20 protein-coding genes are annotated in these 19,007 nt (G+C 71.2%); 11 read left to right on the forward strand and 9 right to left on the reverse strand.

Annotated elements, in window-relative coordinates; genetic code table 11:
* Positions 1 to 431 precede the first annotated feature (431 nt).
* Together BA062_RS15215 and BA062_RS15220 are read left to right on the forward strand one after the other, a co-directional pair.
* A complete protein-coding gene (locus BA062_RS15215) occupies positions 432 to 1,244 on the forward strand; it encodes an SAM-dependent methyltransferase (protein ID WP_281271639.1) in 813 nt (270 codons plus the stop codon).
* A gap of 57 nt (positions 1,245 to 1,301) precedes the next feature.
* A complete protein-coding gene (locus tag BA062_RS15220; protein WP_110336766.1) occupies positions 1,302 to 2,117 on the forward strand; it encodes a hypothetical protein in 816 nt (271 codons plus the stop codon).
* Positions 2,118 to 2,121: 4 nt separating this feature from the next.
* Here BA062_RS15220 and BA062_RS15225 read toward each other — a convergent pair whose 3' ends face one another.
* The 3 genes from BA062_RS15225 to BA062_RS15235 are packed head-to-tail and all read right to left on the reverse strand — an operon-like array spanning position 2,122 to position 3,934.
* Complete coding sequence (locus BA062_RS15225; RefSeq protein ID WP_110336768.1) at positions 2,122 to 3,042, reverse strand: hypothetical protein; 921 nt, start codon at positions 3,040 to 3,042, stop codon at positions 2,122 to 2,124.
* Positions 3,042 to 3,398, reverse strand: a complete 357-nt coding sequence (locus BA062_RS15230; RefSeq protein WP_110336770.1) for a type VII secretion target — start codon at positions 3,396 to 3,398, stop codon at positions 3,042 to 3,044. The genes BA062_RS15225 and BA062_RS15230 overlap by 1 nt, the downstream gene beginning before the upstream one ends.
* Positions 3,399 to 3,418: 20 nt before the next feature.
* Positions 3,419 to 3,934, reverse strand: coding sequence for a YbaB/EbfC family nucleoid-associated protein (locus BA062_RS15235; protein ID WP_110336772.1), 516 nt, complete (start codon positions 3,932 to 3,934; stop codon positions 3,419 to 3,421).
* 189 nt (positions 3,935 to 4,123) lie between these two features.
* Between BA062_RS15235 and BA062_RS15240 the strand changes: the two genes are divergently transcribed.
* From BA062_RS15240 to BA062_RS15250, 3 genes are read left to right on the forward strand one after another with little or no spacing between them, the layout of a single operon-like run.
* The gene (locus BA062_RS15240) at positions 4,124 to 4,531 is read left to right on the forward strand and encodes a RidA family protein (protein WP_110336774.1); all 408 of its coding nucleotides are present in this window, start codon (positions 4,124 to 4,126) and stop codon (positions 4,529 to 4,531) included.
* Entirely contained in the window at positions 4,524 to 5,420 is an 897-nt protein-coding gene (locus tag BA062_RS15245; RefSeq protein WP_110336776.1) for an amidohydrolase family protein, read from the forward strand. Before BA062_RS15240 ends, BA062_RS15245 begins: the two co-directional genes overlap by 8 nt.
* The gene (locus BA062_RS15250) at positions 5,413 to 6,750 is read left to right on the forward strand and encodes an MFS transporter (RefSeq protein ID WP_168213970.1); all 1,338 of its coding nucleotides are present in this window, start codon (positions 5,413 to 5,415) and stop codon (positions 6,748 to 6,750) included. The genes BA062_RS15245 and BA062_RS15250 overlap by 8 nt, the downstream gene beginning before the upstream one ends.
* Here BA062_RS15250 and BA062_RS15255 read toward each other — a convergent pair.
* On the reverse strand, positions 6,737 to 7,657 hold the full coding sequence (locus BA062_RS15255) for a LysR substrate-binding domain-containing protein (RefSeq protein ID WP_110336780.1): 921 nt from the start codon (positions 7,655 to 7,657) through the stop codon (positions 6,737 to 6,739). The genes BA062_RS15250 and BA062_RS15255 overlap by 14 nt on opposite strands.
* A gap of 35 nt (positions 7,658 to 7,692) precedes the next feature.
* On the opposite strand from BA062_RS15255, the gene dapA reads away from it, so the two are divergent.
* The 6 genes from dapA (at position 7,693) to BA062_RS15280 (ending at position 11,329) form a co-directional block, all read left to right on the forward strand.
* A complete protein-coding gene (gene dapA / locus BA062_RS15260; protein WP_110336781.1) occupies positions 7,693 to 8,601 on the forward strand; it encodes a 4-hydroxy-tetrahydrodipicolinate synthase in 909 nt (302 codons plus the stop codon).
* Positions 8,598 to 9,329 carry an RraA family protein gene (locus BA062_RS15265; protein ID WP_110336783.1) on the forward strand — a complete coding sequence of 244 codons (732 nt, stop codon included), beginning with the start codon at positions 8,598 to 8,600 and terminating at the stop codon, positions 9,327 to 9,329. Before dapA ends, BA062_RS15265 begins: the two co-directional genes overlap by 4 nt.
* On the forward strand, positions 9,326 to 9,967 hold the full coding sequence (locus BA062_RS15270) for a flavin reductase family protein (RefSeq protein WP_110336784.1): 642 nt from the start codon (positions 9,326 to 9,328) through the stop codon (positions 9,965 to 9,967). Before BA062_RS15265 ends, BA062_RS15270 begins: the two co-directional genes overlap by 4 nt.
* 202 nt (positions 9,968 to 10,169) lie before the next feature.
* Positions 10,170 to 10,472 carry a hypothetical protein gene (locus tag BA062_RS15275; protein WP_110336786.1) on the forward strand — a complete coding sequence of 101 codons (303 nt, stop codon included), beginning with the start codon at positions 10,170 to 10,172 and terminating at the stop codon, positions 10,470 to 10,472.
* 122 nt (positions 10,473 to 10,594) lie between these two features.
* Entirely contained in the window at positions 10,595 to 10,768 is a 174-nt protein-coding gene (locus BA062_RS39850) for a hypothetical protein (RefSeq protein ID WP_168213971.1), read from the forward strand.
* A 66-nt stretch (positions 10,769 to 10,834) separates the two neighbouring features.
* Complete coding sequence (locus tag BA062_RS15280; protein WP_110336788.1) at positions 10,835 to 11,329, forward strand: GNAT family N-acetyltransferase; 495 nt, start codon at positions 10,835 to 10,837, stop codon at positions 11,327 to 11,329.
* Here the strand turns inward: BA062_RS15280 and BA062_RS15285 are convergent.
* From BA062_RS15285 to BA062_RS15305, 5 genes are read right to left on the reverse strand one after another with little or no spacing between them, the layout of a single operon-like run.
* Positions 11,298 to 12,602, reverse strand: coding sequence for an MFS transporter (locus BA062_RS15285; RefSeq protein WP_110336789.1), 1,305 nt, complete (start codon positions 12,600 to 12,602; stop codon positions 11,298 to 11,300). The genes BA062_RS15280 and BA062_RS15285 overlap by 32 nt on opposite strands.
* A gap of 36 nt (positions 12,603 to 12,638) precedes the next feature.
* Entirely contained in the window at positions 12,639 to 13,427 is a 789-nt protein-coding gene (locus BA062_RS15290) for an enoyl-CoA hydratase/isomerase family protein (RefSeq protein ID WP_110336791.1), read from the reverse strand.
* Positions 13,427 to 14,686, reverse strand: a complete 1,260-nt coding sequence (locus BA062_RS15295) for a CaiB/BaiF CoA transferase family protein (protein WP_110336793.1) — start codon at positions 14,684 to 14,686, stop codon at positions 13,427 to 13,429. Before BA062_RS15295 ends, BA062_RS15290 begins: the two co-directional genes overlap by 1 nt.
* 9 nt (positions 14,687 to 14,695) lie before the next feature.
* Entirely contained in the window at positions 14,696 to 16,849 is a 2,154-nt protein-coding gene (locus BA062_RS15300) for a hydantoinase B/oxoprolinase family protein (protein ID WP_110336795.1), read from the reverse strand.
* A 27-nt stretch (positions 16,850 to 16,876) separates the two neighbouring features.
* Entirely contained in the window at positions 16,877 to 18,934 is a 2,058-nt protein-coding gene (locus tag BA062_RS15305; protein ID WP_110336797.1) for a hydantoinase/oxoprolinase family protein, read from the reverse strand.
* Between the last annotated feature and the right edge of the window lie 73 nt (positions 18,935 to 19,007).

Here is a 19,007-nt window from a genome sequence, read left to right on the forward strand (position 1 = left end):
CGGTCCCGAGTGCACGACTCGCAGTCCCGAGTGCACGACTCGCGGTCCCGAGTGCACGACTCGCGAGCGTGAGTGCACGACTCGCGCGGCCGTCGGTGGTCCGTTCGTGCGCATACCCGCTCCCGTGGCGCCTGCCGGTGTGCGCTGGGTCACCGCGATCCGGCCTGCTGTTGACTGCCGAACGCGCAGGAGTACCTTGACCATCTAGGTGTGCCGGGAAGCCTGGTCGGCGATGTCGTAGTAGGTCATCGACGTGGAGGGTTGCCGATCGGTCGTTACCGCCGCGGACCCCGGCCGCGGCCGCCGTCTCCCAGCCGTGCCGTCACCGGCCACAGTGGCGGAATCCGTGTGCGAAGTCTCGTGTGGACCGTGCTGTTCCCACGCGGACGCGCCGGCACCACACCTCTCCATCCGAAAGGAACCCAACGCTCGTGGCACCTGCCGCCCGGACCGCGGTCGGTCCGATGACGATCGTCGCGATCGAGCAACACGAACCGGAACCCCTGCTGCGGGACGACCTCGCGGGCAGGTTCCTGCCGCCCGGCGCGAGAGCGATCGCCGCGCTGGCCCGCGTTCCCTTCGTACGCCACGCGATCCGCTCCGCGGCGGAACGCCGGGCCCCCGGCAGCTGGACCGGCGTGCTCGACCGCAAACGGTTCCTCGACGACGACCTCACCACTGCGGTAGGCGACGGCTGCGAGTCGGTGGTCATCCCCGGGGCGGGACTCGACGACCGCGCCTACCGCCTGCCCAGCCTCGCCGGGGTACCGGTCTACGAGGTCGACCTGATGCCCAACATCACCGCGAAGTACCAGCGGCTGCACGCGCTCTACGGAACCGTGCCCCCGTCGGTGACGCTCGCGCCGGCCGACCTCACCGTGCAGGACCTCGGCGACGTCCTCGCCCAGCACGGCTACCGGCCCGAACGGCCCACCTACTTCCTGTGCGAAGCGCTCACCCAGTACCTCGCGGAGGACGAGGTCCGCCGCATGTTCCGCTTCCTCGCCGGCGCGCCCCTCGGCAGCAGGCTCGGCCTCACCTACATCCGCCGCGACTTCATCGACGGCCGCCACCTTCGGTTCGGCCTCGAACCCGAGACCGTGGCCGAGTTCCTGGCTGAGTATGGGTGGTCGGTACGCCAGGATCTCGGTGGCGGCGAGTTCGCGCGGCGCTACGGATGTCCCGCGGACACGGGCCGGTCCCGGTCGGAGCTGGAACGGGTCGTCACCGCGCAACGTCGCTGACGTCCATCCGGGACGGTGTGCCGTGGCGCGCGACGCCCGGCCGGTAGGGTCCAGAACATGCGCCCACCCGCGCTTCCCTTCGCCGTCCACGTCTCCCGGCGCGCCGAGTTCGGCCACCGCTGGGCCCGCGCGCGGTCCGCGCTGCTCATCGCGTTCGTCGTGGCGCCACTCGCCGTGCTCGGCGCGACCGCCGCGGCAGTGGCCGCCGCGAGCGGCGAGGGCCCCGCCGGCACCGGGTCGAGCGTTGTGGCACTGGCGCTCGTCCTGCCGTCGGCGGGCTACCTCCTGTGGTTCCGGGCGAGCGGCCGGTTCCTGGTCCGTACCCGGTACTGGGCGGTGCGGGTGGTCTCTTGTGGACTCGTCCAGCTGCTCGGAACGCTCCCGCTCGCGGTGGTCGCCGGCGGAGTGGCAGGCGTGCTGTGCCCGGCGGTGACCGCGTTCGCCGTGCTGGCCGGCACGGTCGCGGCGGCGCGAGCGCACCGGACCCTGCTGGCCGCGGCCGGTGGCGCGCCCGCGGCGACGAACCTGCCCCTCGAACGGGACCTGCGCATCCACCCACCCAGGCTGTACGGCACGGCGACGATCGGCGCCGACCGCCTCGGCTGGTCGCTCAAACCGCGGGGGCGGTACGGCTTCCCCGGCGCGCTCGTCGCGGGCACGGTGCCGTTCGGCGAGATCACGGGCGTGCGGGTGGAGCAGGTGAACGAGCACGACGCGCCGCTGGTGGCCCCGGGGGTGCCCGCTCCGCCCGGGCCCGTCGTCGTGGTGAGCACGCGCCGCGGCGACGCCGTCGTGGCCGTCAAGGAGGCCGCGGAGTTCGCCGCACTGCTCGACCTCCGGTTGCGGCTGACGGCCGAACCGGGCTGGGCCTGACGCCTCAGCGACCCGCCCGCTCGGCCCGCTCCAGCTCGTCCAGCGCCTGCAGCAGGTCGACGATGACCGCGGAGAGCCTGCTGATCACGACGGCGAGCTTGGTGATCCAGTTCGCGATGTCGATGCCGGCCTTGGCGATCCTGGTGATGATCGTCTTGACCGCGCCGGGTGCGAGCACCACCGTCGCCGCCTGGATCGCGGCGCTCACCAGGCCGCCGGCGAGATCGGCGAGGATGTCTCTGACCGCGGTACGCACCGCGCCCACCACGTCCTTCATCTTCGCCGCCGCCGAGGACACCGCGTCGGCTCCCTGCGCCGCGCCCGCGCACAGCTGGATGGTGCCGACCGCGCTCGCACGATAGGCGTCGCCGCCCTCTCCGGCCCAGTCGCCGGTCTCCTCGGGCACGCGCTTGAGGTAGTCCTCGCCCTGCTCGGCCATCCGGCCCGAGATGTTGGTCCACGTGTCGGCGTAGCCCTGCACCATGTCCGGGTTGCCGGTGAGCTGGTGCAGCACCATGCGCAGCGGCTCGACGTGTTCCAGCATCCAGCCGATGAGCTGGCCGGCTACGGCGCCGATCGGGTCGGCGACCGCGCCGAGGACATCGGAGGCCAGTGCGCTCCCGCTGGCGAGGGCCGAGGCCCAGTCGCCGCTCTTCACCTGGTTCACCGCGTCGATGACGGTGGACACCGACGTGCCCTGCGCCAGCTCGGTGCCGCTGCCCAGGTTGTCGAACTGCCCGGTGGCGGCTCCCAGCGGCACCGTCACCGCGAGGGCGGCCGGGCTGAGGCTGCTCGCGACCAGCGCGAGCCCCGCGGCGGCGCTCGCGTCGCTCTGGAGCATGTCGTACTGGTTGGTCGCGTCCGTCTTGCCGTCGACGAGCGGGTTGTCCGACGACGGGTCGTCGCTGACGATCGAGGAGGACATCAGCGACCCCCCAGCTTCGGAGCATCGCCTGCCTTGTCGAGCGACTCCGCCAGCTCCTTGAGAAGCTCGATCACCTTGGCCTCCGCCTCGTCGTACCGTTTCGCGGCGTCACCGAGTTTGTGCTGGTCCTCGCCGAGCTTGGCGCCGACCCGCTGGATCATCGCGGTGACCCGTTCCTGCGGTCCGCGCAACATGTCCGGCAGGCCCATGCCCTGGCAGATCCAGCCGTAGGCGTCGTTGAGCGAGGCGACGTGACCGCCGGCGTCGGCCGCCTCGTCCACCCCGCTTTTGATCCCACCGACACTGCCGGCGTGCATCCGGAGCTTGTCCGGGTCGACCTGGAAGCCTTCCCCCATCGAGCTGTCCCCCTTCGTGCTCAGCGCAGTACCGGACCACCGAAGTCGTCGTCTCCGTCGTCCTCGCGGTTCGGACGGCGCCGGGGCTGCCGCGGTTCCCCGTGCCGCGCCGTGTCGTCCTCGATGCCGCCGACGTCGAAGGTCGGCGGCTCGACGGCTGGCTCGTCGGCGGGGTCGGGGAAGCGCTCGCGATACTGGGCGACGATGTCGTTGCCGGGACCGTCGTCGCCGACGGTCGCGCTCGTCAGTTCCGACACGCGCTCGCGCAGCTGCGCCTGGGCGCGGTGCATCGTGCTCATGAGTGCGGCCGAGAGGGCTCGCGGATCGCCACCTCTGCCGCGCTCGGTGATCGCGAGCTCGGTCGGCACGCCGGTGGAGTCCACCGTGACGCGCACCGTGCCGTCCGGCGACTCGGCGGTGACGCTCGTGCGGTCGAGTTGCTCCTGCAACTCCCCGTAGCGTTGCGCCTTCTGCTCCAGGCCCTGAGCCCAGCGCGTCAGGTCCTCGGCGAACTTCATCGGGTCCGGCGCGCTCATGTATCCCCCCAAAACGGTCGTCTCACGCGGAACGACGCTAACACGGCACCCTGCGTGGCCGAGCCCGATCACGCGAGAAACCGATGCATTCCATGCATGGATCCGGGCTCAGCTTCGTTTGATGCCCCAGGTCAGGGCTACCTAGTGTCGGCGGTGTTCTGATCCGCCTCGGACGAAGGAGTCCGCCTAGTGAGCAGGCGCAGCATCCATCTCGACGACTTCTCGCACGAGAACCCAGTCCCGGCGGCGAGCCGCATCGATGGCCTGGTCGCCACCGGCGCAGTGCACGGCGGCGGCAAGGGAAGCGCTCCGGAGGAGTTCCCGCCGGACTTCGGTGAGCAGGCCGCCCGCATGTTCGACCGGATCGCGGCGATACTGGCCGCGGCAGGGGGAAGCCTTGACGACGCACTCAAGTTCTCCGTGAGGCTCTCCGCGCCGGAGCACCGCGACGAGCTGAACAGGCAGTGGTGCGCTCTGTTTCCCGATCCGGACTCCCGACCCGCGCGGCAGGTGAACATCGGCACCACCCGGCCGCACATCCTCGTCCAGTGCGAGGTACTCGCCGTGGTCACCGGGAACGGAGGCCGGGATGCCTGAGCGGCCCAGCTACGCCCTTTTCGACCCGTCGCCGCGCGAACCCCGGCTGGCCATCCCGCACGGGGCGTGCGACAGCCAGGTGCACATCTTCGGAGAAGCACAGCGCTTTCCGACCAAACCGGACGCAGCGTACGTCGTGTACGAGGCGACCGTGGAGGAGATGCTGCGCATGCACAAGACGCTCGGCGTCGAGCGCGGCGTCATCGTGCAGTCCACCGCCTACGGCACCGACCACAGTGCACTGATCGAGGCCCTGCGTATCGCGGGACCCTCCTACCGCGGCTGCGGCGTCGTCGACGACTCGGTGGACGACGACCAGCTACACCGCATGCACGAGGCGGGCGTCCGTGGCGCGCGCTTCAACTTCCACCCGAAGCTCAAGAACGCGCTGCCCACGCCGGAACAGGTGCGGCGGACCGCCGAGCGCGTGGTGCCACTGGGATGGCACCTCAAACTGCACATGAACGGCATCGACCCGCGCGAGATCACTCCCCTGCTCGCCGACGTCGAGACCGACGTCGTGATCGACCACATGGGACCGTTGCAGTACGGCCACGGACTCGCTGACCCGCATTTCCGGCACGTACTCGACCTGCTGGAACGGGGAAACTGGTGGGTCATGCTGTCCAATGGGGACCGTCGGTCGGTCGCCGGGTACCCGTGGGACGACGCGACGGCCTACGCCCGCGCCTACGTGGAGCGAGCGCCCGATCGCGTGCTGTGGGCCACGGACTGGCCTCATCCGCTGCATCCGGGACCGGTGCCCAACGACGGCGAGCTGCTCGACCTGCTGGCCCGTTATGCGCCCGATGCGGAGGCACGTCACCGGATCCTGGTCGACAACCCACAGCGGCTCTTCGGGTTTCCCGGCGGTGAGCACAATGAGTGAGCCTCACGTGACGGCGGCGGCCGCGCCGCGAGCAGAGCGGCTGTCGCCGGCCCACCGCAAGGCCCTCGGCGCGGCGGTGCTCGGCTGGACGGTCGACATGTACGACCTCCTGGTGATCTTGCATGTCGCGTCGTACGTGTCGACGGCGTTCTTCCCCGCGGAGGCCGGTTCGCTGGTCGGCCTCACCGCCACGTATGCCGCGTTCGCGGTGAGCCTCGTCGTCCGGCCGCTCGGCGCGCTGGTGTTCGGTTCCTTCGCCGACCGGGCGGGCCGCAGGCCGGCGATGGTGCTGGCCGTGATCGGCGCCGGGGTCTCGACGGCGCTCATGGGCGTGCTGCCCGGGGTGGCGACGCTCGGGATCGCCGCACCGGTGCTGCTGATCGCACTGCGCATCGTGCAGGGAATGTTCGTGGGAGGCATCACGGCTTCGACCCACACGCTCGCCACGGAGACCCTGCCAGAACGCTGGCGCGGCATGGCGGCAGGCCTCATCAAGGGCGGCGGCGCGAGCCTGGCCGTCGTGGTGATCAACCTGCTGGTGATCGCCCTGGTCGCGCTGCTCGGCCAGGAGGCGTTCGCGGACTGGGGCTGGCGGGTCCTCTTCGTGGTCGCCCTCGCCGGGTCGCTCGTGAACTACCTCGTGCTTCGCAGCGTCGAGGAGTCCCCGGCCTGGGTCGCCCGGCACACGGCGCGCGATACCGCCACACCGACGGTGCGGCCCGGTCGCGCGCTGTTCTCCCGCCGCTGGCGTGCCGTCACGCTGGCCAGCGTCGCCATCGTGTTCACCGCCTCGGCGCCCTACTACCTCACCACGGGCATCCTTCCCACGGTCTACAAGCAGGTGCTGGAGATGTCACAGGACGCCGCGAGTCTGTTCTTGATCGTCAACGTCGTCCTGTCCGCGGCCGTCGCCGTGACCTGCGGGCATCTGAGCCAGCGCGTGGGGCGCCGGCGCGTGTTCCTTGTCTCCGGTGTGGCGTGCCTGGTGTTGATCCCGGGCCTCTACCTGGTGATGTCGACCAGGCCGGCCGACTGGCTGCTGCTGGTGTGCGGCGCGGTCATGGTGATGGCGTCGGGGGCGATCAGCGCGCCGCTGATCATCTTCGTCAACGAGCTGTTCCCCACCGAGATCCGCTCCACCGCCACCGCGTTCTCGTGGAATGTCGGCTACGGCCTGAGCGGCCTGCTGCCCACGGTGGTCACCGGTGTCAGCGCGGGCGTCTCGTCGATCATCCCGACGCTGATCGTGCTGAGCGCCGCGCTGTCGGTGGTCTTCCTGGTCCTGATAGCGCGAGCACGGGAGACGCGCGGTGCCCTCAACACGGCCTGACGGGCGGCGCGAGCCAGCCCTGCTCGCGCGCCGCACGCTGGAGGGTCTCGGCGAACAGCACCACCGAGGGGTCCGCGTCCTGCCGGTGCACGAGCCGCACGGGCAGGTGGGCGAAGTCGTCCACGACCGGCACGAAGGCGATACCGGAGGGATGTGTGAGCGCCGCCGAGGCCGGGAGCAACGCCACGGCGTTCTTCTGCCGCTGCAAAGCCATGATCCGGTTGCCCGGCACCGTGTTGCGCACCGTGTGCGGCACGAACCCGGCCGCGTCGAAGACGTCGTCGAGCAGCGCCTGGTAGCCGGGCGCGAGCGAGACCGGCGTGGTGACGAACCGTTCGCCGCGCAGCTCGGCCAGCTTCACCTCGCTCCGTCCCGCGAGCGGATGGGTCTCCGGCATGGCGACGACCAGCGACTCGTGCCGCAGCAGCAGCGCCGTGACGTCCGGATGGTCCGGGTCGTAACGGACGAGGCCCGCGTCCCAATCCCGCCGCAGCACACCGGAGAGCACATCCGACTCCCAGAGCTCGACCGCCTCCACGGTGACGTCGGGCAGCGCCCGTTCCAGGTCGCCGAGCAGCACCGGCAGCGTCTCGTAGCCGACGCTGAGGGTGTAGGAGAGCCGGACGGTTCCGCGCGTTCCGGCGGCGGTGCGGACCGCGCGCCCGACGGCCGCGTCCAGACGGCGCAGTACGTCACCCACCTCGACGGCGAACTCCTGCCCCGCCGGGGTGAGTCGCACGTTGCGACTGTCCCTGACGAACAGCTGCACACCCATCCGCTGTTCCAGCCGCTTGATCCGCTGACTGAGCGCGGGCTGCTCGATGTGCAGACGCGCGGCGGCGCGGGCGAAATGCAGTTCGTCCGCGAGCACGACGAAAGACCGCAGCACCGCCACGTCCACGTCCATCCCGCGATCGTAACCACCCCCGAGAGGAACACTTGATGGCTGACCTGACGACCCGCCTGCGTGGCTCCATCGCCCCGCTGGTGACGCCGTTCCACGCGGACGGCGGGCTCGACCTGCCCACGCTGCGCCGCCTGATCGACCACCATGTCGAGGCCGGCAGCCACGGCGTCTCGGTCACGGGCACCACCGGCGAGCCGGGCGCGCTGACCCTCGACGAGCGGCTCCGGATGATCGACGCGGCCTCCGAGGCCCTCGACGGCAGGCTGCCGTTCGTCCCGGGCACCGGAACACACCAGCTACCCGAGACGATCGCGATCACCCGGCGCGCCGCCGAGGCGGGTGCCGACGCCGCGCTCGTGATCGTGCCCTACTACGCCCGGCCCACCCAGGAGGGTCTCTACGCGTGGTACCGCGACCTCGCCGAGGCCGTGGACATCCCGGTCCTCATCTACAACATCCCCTCCCGCACCGGCGTCGAGATCGCGCCAGAGACGGTGGGACGACTGTGGCGCGACGTGCCGAACATCGTGGGCATGAAGGAGGCGAGCCCGGACTTCGCCCACGCCAACTTCGTGCTCCGGGAGACCGGGCCGGAGTTTCTGCTTTTCTCCGGGCTCGAGGCGCTGTGCTTCCCGCTGTTGGCCATCGGCGGCGCCGGGTTCATCAGCGTCACCGCCAACCTCGTGCCCCGGGAGATCGCCCGCCTGTACGACGCCGTCGCCGAAGGTCAGTGGGACGAGGCGCGCGAGCTGCACTTCCGGCTGCTCGACCTCAACGACGTGGTGCTGACCGAGACCAACCCGACCGCCGTCAAGTGGCTGATGTCGCAGGCAGGGCTGATCGGCCCGGCGTTGCGCGCACCGCTCGTGCCCCTGTCGGAGCCGGGGAGGCGCCGGGTCGGCGCGGCGGCCGAGGCATGGGGCCTGCTGGAGGGCGTGCGATGACCACGACGACCTTCACCCCGGTTCCCGCCCACGTCGAGCGGCTGCTGGGCGGCGTCAGCACCGCCACGGTGGCCAGTCAGCTGCTGAAACGGGGGCTGCGGGACCAGTTCCTCATGGGGGTGCGCCCACTGCGCCCCGGGCAACGCCTGCTCGGCGCGGCGTGGACGCTGCGGACGATCCCCGCGCGGGAGGACCTCGACGGCCTGCTGCCCGGCACCCGCCCCACCCCCGGGCTGTCGCTGTTCGACGCGATCGAGTCCACGCCGGACGGCGCGGTGCTCGTCGTGGACGGCCGTGGGCAAAGCCGCACCGCCACCGGCGGGGACATCCTCGTCGAGCGGCTCCGGGTCCGCGGCGCGCGCGGACTCGTGACCGACGCCGGGCTACGCGACGTCGCCGGGCTCGCCGGCACCGGGTTGCCGTGCTACTCGGCGGGTGCCACGGCCAACGTCAGCAGGGCCTACCTCCGCGTCGTGGAGCAGGACGTGCCGATCGGCTGCGGCGAGGTCGCCGTGTATCCCGGTGACGTTCTCGTGGGCGACGACGACGGCGTGATCGTGGTGCCGAGGGAGTACGCCGAGGACGTCGCCGCCGGCGCGGCGGAACAGGAAGGGCTCGAATCGTTCATCGGTGAGAAGGTGCGCGCGGGCGCGTCACTGCGGGGCCTGTACCCCGCGCCGTCGGAACTGCTGGCCGAGTACCGCGCGAACGGGCAGGTGCGCCGATGACCACGGTACTGCCAGGTTCGCTCACCCCCGAGCAGACCTACCGGCTGCTCACCGGCGTCGTCGTGCCGCGCCCGATCGCGTGGGTCACCACGCTGTCGGGCGACGGCGTGGTGAACCTCGCCCCGTTCAGCTGCTTCACGTTCGTCTCCAACGCCCCGCCGATGCTCGGGGTCAACGTCGGCCGCAAGGCCGGACACCGCAAGGACACGGGGCGCAACATCCACGACCGCGGCGAGTACGTGGTGCACATCCCCGACGAGTCGATGGTCGAGGCCGTCCACCTCAGCGCGGTCGAGCACCCGCCCGACACGAGCGAGGTCGACGTGCTCGGGCTCGACACCGCGAGCTGTGACGTGGTCGCGGTGCCCCGCCTGGCGCGGGCGGCGATCGCACTCGAATGCCGCCTGCACTCGGCGACCGAGTACGGCCGGACCGGAGCGGAGTTCATCGTCGGTGAGGTGATGGCGTTCCACGTGCGCGACGGCCTGCTGCACAACGGAAAGATCGACACGTTGGCGCTGGCGCCCATCGCCCGCCTCGGCGGACCCAACTACGCCGGACTCGGGTCCGTCACGACGATGACCGCCATCGGGCAGACACCGAAGTCGGTGCTGCCCGAGACCGGCGTCACCCCGTGATGCCGAACCGTGCCCGGCGTGCCGGTGAGCGCGGTCAGTACCCCCTTCAGCCACCCGTCCCGTGTCCACCTCGGTTCCCGGGCCTGCGCCGCCTTGACCCTCCCGCCACCACTTGACACAACCTGCAGTGCGCGCTATAGAAAAAGTACGCGTGGTCCATGACCTGGTGTCGAACGCAGTCGTTGCCAGGAGGTGGTCGACGATGCCGGAGCCGACCCGCCGTTCCGGGACGACCGGAGAGTTCGCCGAGCTGCTGTGCGCGGACCCCGACTGGGTGCGCGCCGAGTTCGACGCGATCGTGGCCGCCAACTTCGACCACGTCACCCCGCAGCCGCCTGCCCGGCCCGGGCCCGCTCGGCCGCCCGCCGGCGAGGATCGTTGCCGCCCGGACGCCGCCGACCTGACCGGCGCTTTCCAGGCCGCACGGCTCAGACCTTGGCGGCGACAGCGCTCCCCTCCGCTCCGGACGACGAACCATGCCCATGTTCCGCCGGAAGGAAGGTGATAGCCAGCGACATCGGAACAGGACGGCACACAACCGTTGCATCCCTTCGACCGCGGCCCGGCCCCCGGCCTTCCAGGGAGGCCGGGCCGCCGCGAAGCCCAGCCGCGACCACGGAGACCTCCATGTTCGACGCGATTCCCGTTCACGATGTCGCCGACCAGCGGCGTCCCGCCCACGACGCCGACGACTCCCCCGGCGCCTGGCCCGGTGACGCCCTCGCGCTGGAGGCCGACCCGGCCGACGTCGCCGACCAGCTCAGCACCGTCCCGCTACCCGACGACGAGCCGTGGCCCTGAGCCGCGACCCGCTCAGCCCCGTTTCCTGAGCACGCGGAGCGCTCGCGGACACCCGATACTGTCGGCATGTTCGTGCGCGAGGCGACCGCCGCCGACTGGCCCGGGATCTGGCCCATCTGGCACCGGATCGCCGTCGAAGGCGAGACCATCGCGTGGCGCGCGGACACCGGCTACGACCAGGCACGGGCGAGCTGGCTGCTCGACCCGCCGGGCCGCACCTACGTCGCCCACGACGGCGGGCGGATCATCGGCTCGGCACAACTGAAGCCGCACTACGGCCCGTCCAGTCACGTCGCCAACGCCTCGTTCATCGTCGACCCGGACCGCCGGGGTCAGGGCATCGGCAGAGCGCTCGCGCACCACGTGCTCGGCCGCGCCCGCGACGAGGGCTACCGGTCGATGGTGTTCAACGCCGTCGTCGAAACCAACCACGGAGCCGTCAGGCTGTACCGGTCACTGGGGTTCCGGATCCTGACGACCGTTCCCGACGCGTTCGCGCACCCGCGTCACGGGCTCGTCGGCATGCACGTCATGTACCTGCCGCTCGAGGATCGTCGCTGAGCCAGCATGCGGCGAGGAGGCCGGACGCGGCGGTGAGCACTGCCGCGGCGACGACGGTGGCGTTGAGACCGAGTGCGTCGGCGAGGACACCGGCGACGAGTGCGCCCGCGGCGTAGCCGAGGTCGCGCCAGAAGCGGTAGACGCCGAGTGCGTTGGCGCGCCAGCCAGGGTGGGCGTGGTCGGACACCGAGGCGATGAGCGCGGGGTACACCAGCGCGGTGCCGACGCCGAGCGCGATGGCGGACAGGATGCCGGCGAGCAGGGGCCACTCCAGCAGTGCCAGGGCGAGGACGAACCCGCCGGACTGGACGAGCATGCCGGTGACGATGAGCGGTTTGCGGCCGATGCGGTCGGACAGATGCCCGGTGGGGATCTGTCCGAGGCCCCACAGCAGCGGGTAGAGACCTTTGATCAGTCCCACGGCGGCCAGCCCGAGGCCGTGGTCGGTGAACAGCAGGGGGAACACGCCCCACGTGAGGCCGTCGTTGAGGTTGTTGACCAGCCCGGCCTGGCTGGCTCCCCGGAGCGAGCGATGCCGCCACGACGTGCGGGCGAACGTGGTCGCCAGCCCGGCCGAGGCGGTGGGCGCGGGTGTCGGGTGCTGGGCCAGTTCGAGGGCGACGTGGGCGGCGGTGTCGCGCACGATCAGGGCCAGGCCGAGACCCGCGGCGACGAACACGGCACCGAGCAGCTCCGGGGCGGGCCGCAGGCCGTAGACGGTGGCGAGGTAGCCGGTGAGCAGTGCGGTGGCGCCGACGGCGACGTAGCCCGCCGCCTCGTTGAGCCCGGTCGCCAGCCCCCGGCGCGCGGGGCCGACGAGGTCGATCTTCATGTTGACCGTCATCGACCAGGTCAGCCCCTGGTTGAGGCCGAGCAGGACGTTCGCGGCGACGATCCAGCCCCAGGACGGCGCCCACGCGAGCGCGAACGGCACGGGGATACCGATCAGCCAGCCCGTGACCAGCAGCTGCTTGCGGCGGAACCGGGCGGTCAGCGCCCCGGCGGCGAGGTTGGTCAGCGCCTTGGTGACGCCGAAGGCGATGATGAACGAGAACACCGCGAGGTCGCTGGTCAGGCCGAACACCTCGGTGCCGAGCAGGGGAACGGTGGTGCGTTCGAGACCCACCAGCCCGCCGACGCAGACGTTGACGACGACGAGCAGGGTGAACTGCCACCGGTTCTCGCGCAGGCCGAGCCGGACAGGCGGGGACGGCGAAGCGGACGGGCTCGCGGGCTGCCCCCGGCGGGCCGGCCGTGCCCGACGCTGTCCCATCCCGTCAATGTACGAACCGCGCGGGCCGCCGGCCCGTCAGTGCCGCGTGTCGTCGCGCGACGGGAACGCCGGTGGCCTGCGCTCGGCGAACGCGGCCAGCCCCTCACGGGCGTCGGGCGAGGTGAACGCCTTCTGCCCGTACAGGGCCTCCGAGTGGAACGCCTGGTCCTGCGGGAGGTCACCGAGGCGGAGCACGGCCTCCTTGATGGTCTCCAGTGCCGTGCCGCTGCGGGCCGCGAGCCGGTGGGCGCGCTCCACCGCGGCGTCGAGCACCTGACGCGCGGGGACGACCTCGTTGAGCAGGCCGTACCGCAACGCCTGGCTCGCCGGGATCCGGTCGCCCTGCAGCATCAGCTCCATCGCCCACACGTACGGGATCTGCCGCGTCAGCCGGGTGAGCGTGCCCCCGGCCGGTACGACGCCGACGCCGCTCTCCGGGAGGCCGAACTCGGCGGTGTCGGCGGCGACCCGGAGGTCGGTGGAGAGCATGATCTCGAACCCGCCGCCGAGGCAGAGGCCGTTGACCGCCGCGATCACCGGTTTGAACAGCGTGGTGTGCTTCTGGTGCGCGGCATCCCATTCCGAGATGTCGAATCGCCCCTGCGCCAGCGCCGGGATGGACTCGGTGAGGTCGGCGCCGACGCAGAACGCGCGGTCTCCGCTGCCGGTGAGGACGGCGACGGCGAGCGAGTCGTCGTCGCGGACCTCCGCGAACGCCGCACCGAGTTCCTCGTACATCGCCAGCGTGAGCGCGTTGAGCTTGTCCGGGCGGTCGAACCGGATGATCGCGACCGCGCCGTCCCGGTCGAGGCCGATGTCGCCCATCAGATGACGCCCTTCTCCCGCAGCAGGGCGATCGACTCCTCGTCGAGATCGGTGAGTGCCCGCAGCACGGTGTCGGCGTGCTCGCCGACCTTCGGCGCGAGCCCGCGCGGCTCGGCGGGGGTGCCACCGAGCTTGATGGGCGAGCCGAACATCCGCAGCTCGCCGAACTCCGGATACTCGACGTCCACGACCATGTCCCGCGCGGCGATCTGCGGGTCCTCGACGACCTCGGCGATGTTCTTGATCGCGCTCAGCGGCACGGCGTCGCCGACGATCTCCTCCAGCTCCGTCTTCGTCTTGTCCTCGAACCACGTGTGCAGCAGCGGCCGGACCCGCCGCTCGTAGACCTCGGGGTCGAACCGCTTGGCCATCGTGTCGATCTCGGGATCGTCTGCGAGCTCGGGCTGTCCGAACAGGTGGCAGGACAGGCGCCAGAACTTGTCGGTGTAACCCCCGAAGAACACGAACCCGTCCTTGCACGGGTAGAGCTCGTAGGGCTTGACGAAGGGATGTTCGTTGCCCAGCGGCCCGGGGACCTTGCCGTCGACGGTGTAGGACACCACGGCGTTCTCGGTCAGGCTGAGCACCGAGTCCTGCTGGGACACGTCGACCAGCTGCCCCTGCCCCGTCTTCTCCGACTCCCTCAGCGCGGCGAGTGTGCCGATGACGGCGTAGAACGTCGCGGACAGGTCGCCGATGATGGTGCCCACCCGCGACGGCGGCCGGTCGGGGAACCCGTTCATCGACCACAGGCCACCCGTGGCCTGCGCGCTGTTGTCGTAGGCGGGCCGCCTGCGGTACGGGCCGGTCTGCCCGTAGCCGGAGATCGCCGTGTAGACCAGGCGCGGGTTCTCTCGGCGCAGCACGTCGTAGCCGACGCCGAGCTTGTCCATCGTGCCCGGCCGGAAGTTCTCCACCAGAACGTCGGCGCGCCGCACGAGCTTCCTCAGCAGGTCCGCTCCGTCCTCTGTGGACAGGTCGATGGTCAACCCGAACTTGTTGCGGTTGTACTGCGCGAAGAACCCGCTGAACTCCTCGCCGGACCCGGCCCGCAGCTTCGGCGGGAAGTCCCTGGCGTAGTCCGGATCCCTCGGGTTCTCGATCTTGATCACGGTCGCGCCGAGGTCGGCCAGCAGCATCGAGCAGAACGGGCCAGCCACGACCCGGGTGATGTCGAGGACCACGATGCCGCGCAGGGCGCCCTTGGACAGCCCGCCGGGCAGCATGCCGGCGAGATCGCCGTCGTCGTTGATCGTCATGGTCGCCTTTCAGCTCGCGGACGCGTCCACCCTGACACGGGCCTCCAGGAGAGTGCCGCAGGAGGGACTGTAGAACTCGTCGATCAGCACCCGACCACCCTCGGTGCGCGGGCGGACACGGACGCCGTGCTCGGCGAGCCGGTCGGCGGCGACGTGGGTGACCGTGCGCGCCTCGTCGCGCCAGTCGTCGCCGGTGCCGAGGCGCGCCCCGCTGGCCGGCACGTACCAGCCGTCGGCGTCCCGGCGCGGGGCGGACGACCTCGCCGGGGACGTCGGCGGGACCTGCTGGGCGGGCGTGTCGCCGTCGAGCCGTTCGCTGCGCAGGGCGGCGCGGGCCCGCTGAGTGGCGGCCTCGTCCGCCGTGCCGTCGGCGATGACCACGCCGTAGGTGCGCCGCGCGGTCTCGGCGGTCACGTAACCGTCCCGGACGTCGGCGGCGACGAGCCGCGGGTCGCGCAGCAACGGGTCGCCGTAACCGCCTCCGCCCGCGATCCACTGCACCAGCACGTCCCCGGCGCGGATGGCGACCGACTGCTGGTTGATCTCCAGCAGCTCCCGCTCCTCCGCACCCAGGGTGTCGCGGGTGGGCACCCGGCCGTCGGCGAGCAGCCGCGCGACGTCGGTCCCGCGCCAGACCTCGTGGCCGCTGCCTCCGCCGGGCAGGCCGCCCCCGAAGCCGTCGGCGACCACCTGGGCGTTGGGCGCGAACACGGTCTGCGTGACCTCCTGGGCGCCGTGCAGGGTCCAGGCGAAGCGGAGACCGAGGCCGCCGCGATGGGCGCCGTGGCCCGCGCTGTCGATGTTGAGCTGCTTCCACAGGTACAGCACCGGGTAGAGCATCTCGTTCATCTCGACGTCCGGCAGCATGTTGTTGACCTGCGTCATCATCCCGGCGCAGTCGAGCCCGTCGCGGTCCGGCTGGGCACCGGCGCCCATGCCGCCACCGTCCATGTTGAACAGCACGAAGTACTCACCGGCGTCGGTGGTGCCCGCCGAGATGCCCCCGGTCCACGAGTCGCCCCACACGCCCTGGGTGCGGTCGCGGACGGTGTCGTCCCCGCTGCCCCGGCACGCCTCGTTCATGAGCTTGGTGACGACACGGCTGACGCGGGCACCCGTGGTGAGGTGCCCGTTGCTGATCGGAGCCGGGGGCCGGGGGTTCACGATCGAGCCGGGCTCGGCGACGATGTCGAACGCCGTCATGACGCCCTCGTTGAACGGCACGTCCCACGCCAGGATCGGGACGATCGCGGTCGCGACGCTGCCGACCAGCGCACCGTAGCTGCAGTTGACGAAACCGTCGGTCTGCTCGCTGGAGCCGGTGAAGTCGAAGGTGATCTGGTCGTCGCGTTTGGTCATCGTGCACGCGACGCGGTACAGCTCGTCGACGTGTCCATTGTGCTCGGTCCACTCCTCGGCGGTGTAGGTGCCGTCGGGGATGCGGGAGATCCGGTCGCGCACCACCTGCTCGGCCAGCTGGAAGGACAGCCTCGTGTAGTCGCGGAACTGCTCCAGCCCGAACTCGTCGATGGTGGACAGCAGCCGCCGGATGCCGGTGTTGTTGCTCGCCACCAGGCTGCGCACGTCGTTCCAGAACAGCGCGGGCACCCGCACGTTGTTGAGCAGGATCCGGCGCACCCATTCGACCGGCTCGCCCCGCTCGAAGATCTTGACGCCGGGCGGCAGCCGCAGCGCCTCGGCGTAACAGTCGTGGGCGCCAGGAGCGAACCCGCCCGGCGTCATGCCGCCGACGTCCACCAGGTGGGCCTGCGACTGAGCCCAGCCGATCAGCTCGTCGCCGTGGAAGATCGGCGAGATCACGTTGGTGTCCGGCGGGTGGCTCGCGCCGGCGGTGTGCGGGTCGTTGCAGATGAACGCGTCCCCGGGTGCGAGCGGCTCGCCCTCGATGGCCTTCACCAGGTTCTGCACGGCGACGCTGCCCGAGCCGATGTGGAACTGGACGTAGTCGGAATAGGCGTAGATCCGGCCCGTGGGATCGAACAGCGCGGTGTTGAAGTCGCCGGCCTCGGTGATCACCGGGGAGCCCGACGAGCGGATCATCGCGATGCCCATCTCCTCCACGATGGAGTCGAGCCGCATGCGGATCACTTCGAGCGTGACCGGGTCGAACCCGTCGGGCAGGGTGTTCGGGGTGGTGGTCATGAAGTCGTCTCCTTTGACGGCGCGGGGTCAGCGGTCGGCGAGGCTCAGCAGGAAGTCCCCGCCGGGGATGAGCTCGACGGTGGCGCCGGTGGGCACGTACACGGTCGTGTCGGGTTCCTCCAGCAGGCACGGGCCGCTCGCCCGGCCCAGCGCGCCGAACCCGCGGTGGACGTCGACCGTCACGCGCTCGCCGGTGAGCGGCTCGAGCACCTCGCGGCGGGACAGCTCGTGCCGCTCCTCGTCGCTGCCAGCGAGGAGCTCCACGTTCTGCACGTCGCTGCGGCCGATGGCCCGGACGCGGGAGTTGACGAGCAGGATCTCCGCCTCGGTCCACGCGGTGCCCGCTCCGAACTCCTCCTCGTAGTCGGCGACGAACCGCGCGCGCAGCGCGTCCTTGTCCGACTCGCCGAACGTGCCCTCGGGCAGGCGGGTGGTGACCTCGAAGATCTGACCGACGAACTTCATGTCGGCCTCGCGGTACAGTTCGCGGCGATCCTCGGGAATCCCCTCGGCCTCGAACCACGCCCTCGCGCGTTCCTCCAGTGCCGAGAACTCGCGGTCCAGTGCGGCCGCGGGCTGAGCAGGGGTCCACGGGCTCGTCTGCACCGCGGAGAACACCGAGTCGGCGTGCATGAGCCCGTGCGCCGAGAACACGGCGGCGTTGCGCGGGATCACGACCTCGCGGACCCCGGCCTCGGCGGCGATGGCGGCCGCGAACAACCCGCAGGCACCACCGAAGCCCACGAGGGTGAACTCCCGCGGGTCGTGTCCCCGGTTCACGGTGATCTTGCGCAGCGCGTTGGACATCTGCGACGTCGCCAGGCGGTACACGCCCTCGGCCGCCGCGTCCTCGGTGCTGCCCAGCGGCTCGGCCACGTGCTTGCGCAGCGCGGCCCGCGCCTGGTCCTCGTACAGGGGAACGGTGCCGCCGAGGTAGTAATCCGGGTTGATGAGGCCCAGCACGAGCGCGGCGTCGGTGACCGCGGGGCGGGTACCGCCCTTGCCATAGCACGCGGGACCGGGTGTGGATCCCGCGCTGTGCGGGCCGACGCGCAGCAGGTTCCGCCCGTCGACCCAGGCGAGGCTGCCGCCGCCCGCACCGATGGTCTCGATGTCCACGGCCGTCAGGCTCGTGGGCAGGCCGCCGATCTCGGCGCGGGGAAGCAGCCGGAACTCGTCGTCGATGATCGCCGCCGCGTCGAGGCTCGTGCCGCCCATGTCCGCGGTCAGCACCCGCCTGCGGCCGAGCTGCTTGCCCAGCAGCCGCGCCCCCGTCACGCCACCGACCGGTCCCGAGTTGAACATCGAGATCGGCGCCTTGCCGGTCTCCTCCACCGACAGGAACCCACCGTGCACCTGCATGATCTGCACCCGGGCCCGCAAGCCCCTGCTCCGCAGCTCGTCGGCGAGGTGGTCGAAGTGCGACGCGACGATCGGCTTCACCGCGGCGTCCAGCGCGGTGGTGACCATGCGCTCGTACTCGCGGTAGACCGGCGTCAGCTCGCTGGACAGCGTGTACGGCACGTCCGGGTGGTGCTTGTCGAGGTACTCGCCGATCGCCTTCTCGTGGGCGGGGTTGCGGAACGACCACAGTAGACAGACCGCGATCGCCTCGGCCCCGGTCGCGAGCACGGCGTCCACGGCCGCGGCGATCTCGCCGTCGGTGAGCGGGACCAGCACGGTGCCATGCGCGTCGACGCGCTCGGCGACCTCGACGATCCGGCGGCGCTCCACGATGTCCGGTGGCGCCGCCATCTTGTGGGGATCGCGCTCGTCGGTCCGCGCGGACCGGGCGATGCGCAGGGTGTCGCGGAAGCCCTGGGTGGTCAGCAGCCCCACGGCGGCGTACTTCTGCTCGTCCACGGCGTTGGTGACGATGGTGTTGCCCAGGACGAACCGGTCGACCGCGGCGAAGAACTCACCCTCGGTCATGCCCGCGCGCTCCCGCAGCACTCCCAGCGCGCCGAGGATTCCGGTGGTGACGTCCTTGGTGGAGAACGCCTTGCCCCGGATCGCGCGCCCGTCGACGATCGCCACGGCGTCGGTGAACGTGCCACCGACGTCGATGCCCACGTGAAGCGTCATGCTCGCTGTCTCCCTTGACTGCGTCGGTTCTGGCCGGTGCTGGTCGGTGCTGGGCTCCGTCTCACCCGCGGTC

Source organism: Prauserella flavalba, from assembly GCF_003202235.1.
Classification (GTDB): Bacteria; Actinomycetota; Actinomycetes; order Mycobacteriales; family Pseudonocardiaceae; genus Prauserella_A; species Prauserella_A flavalba.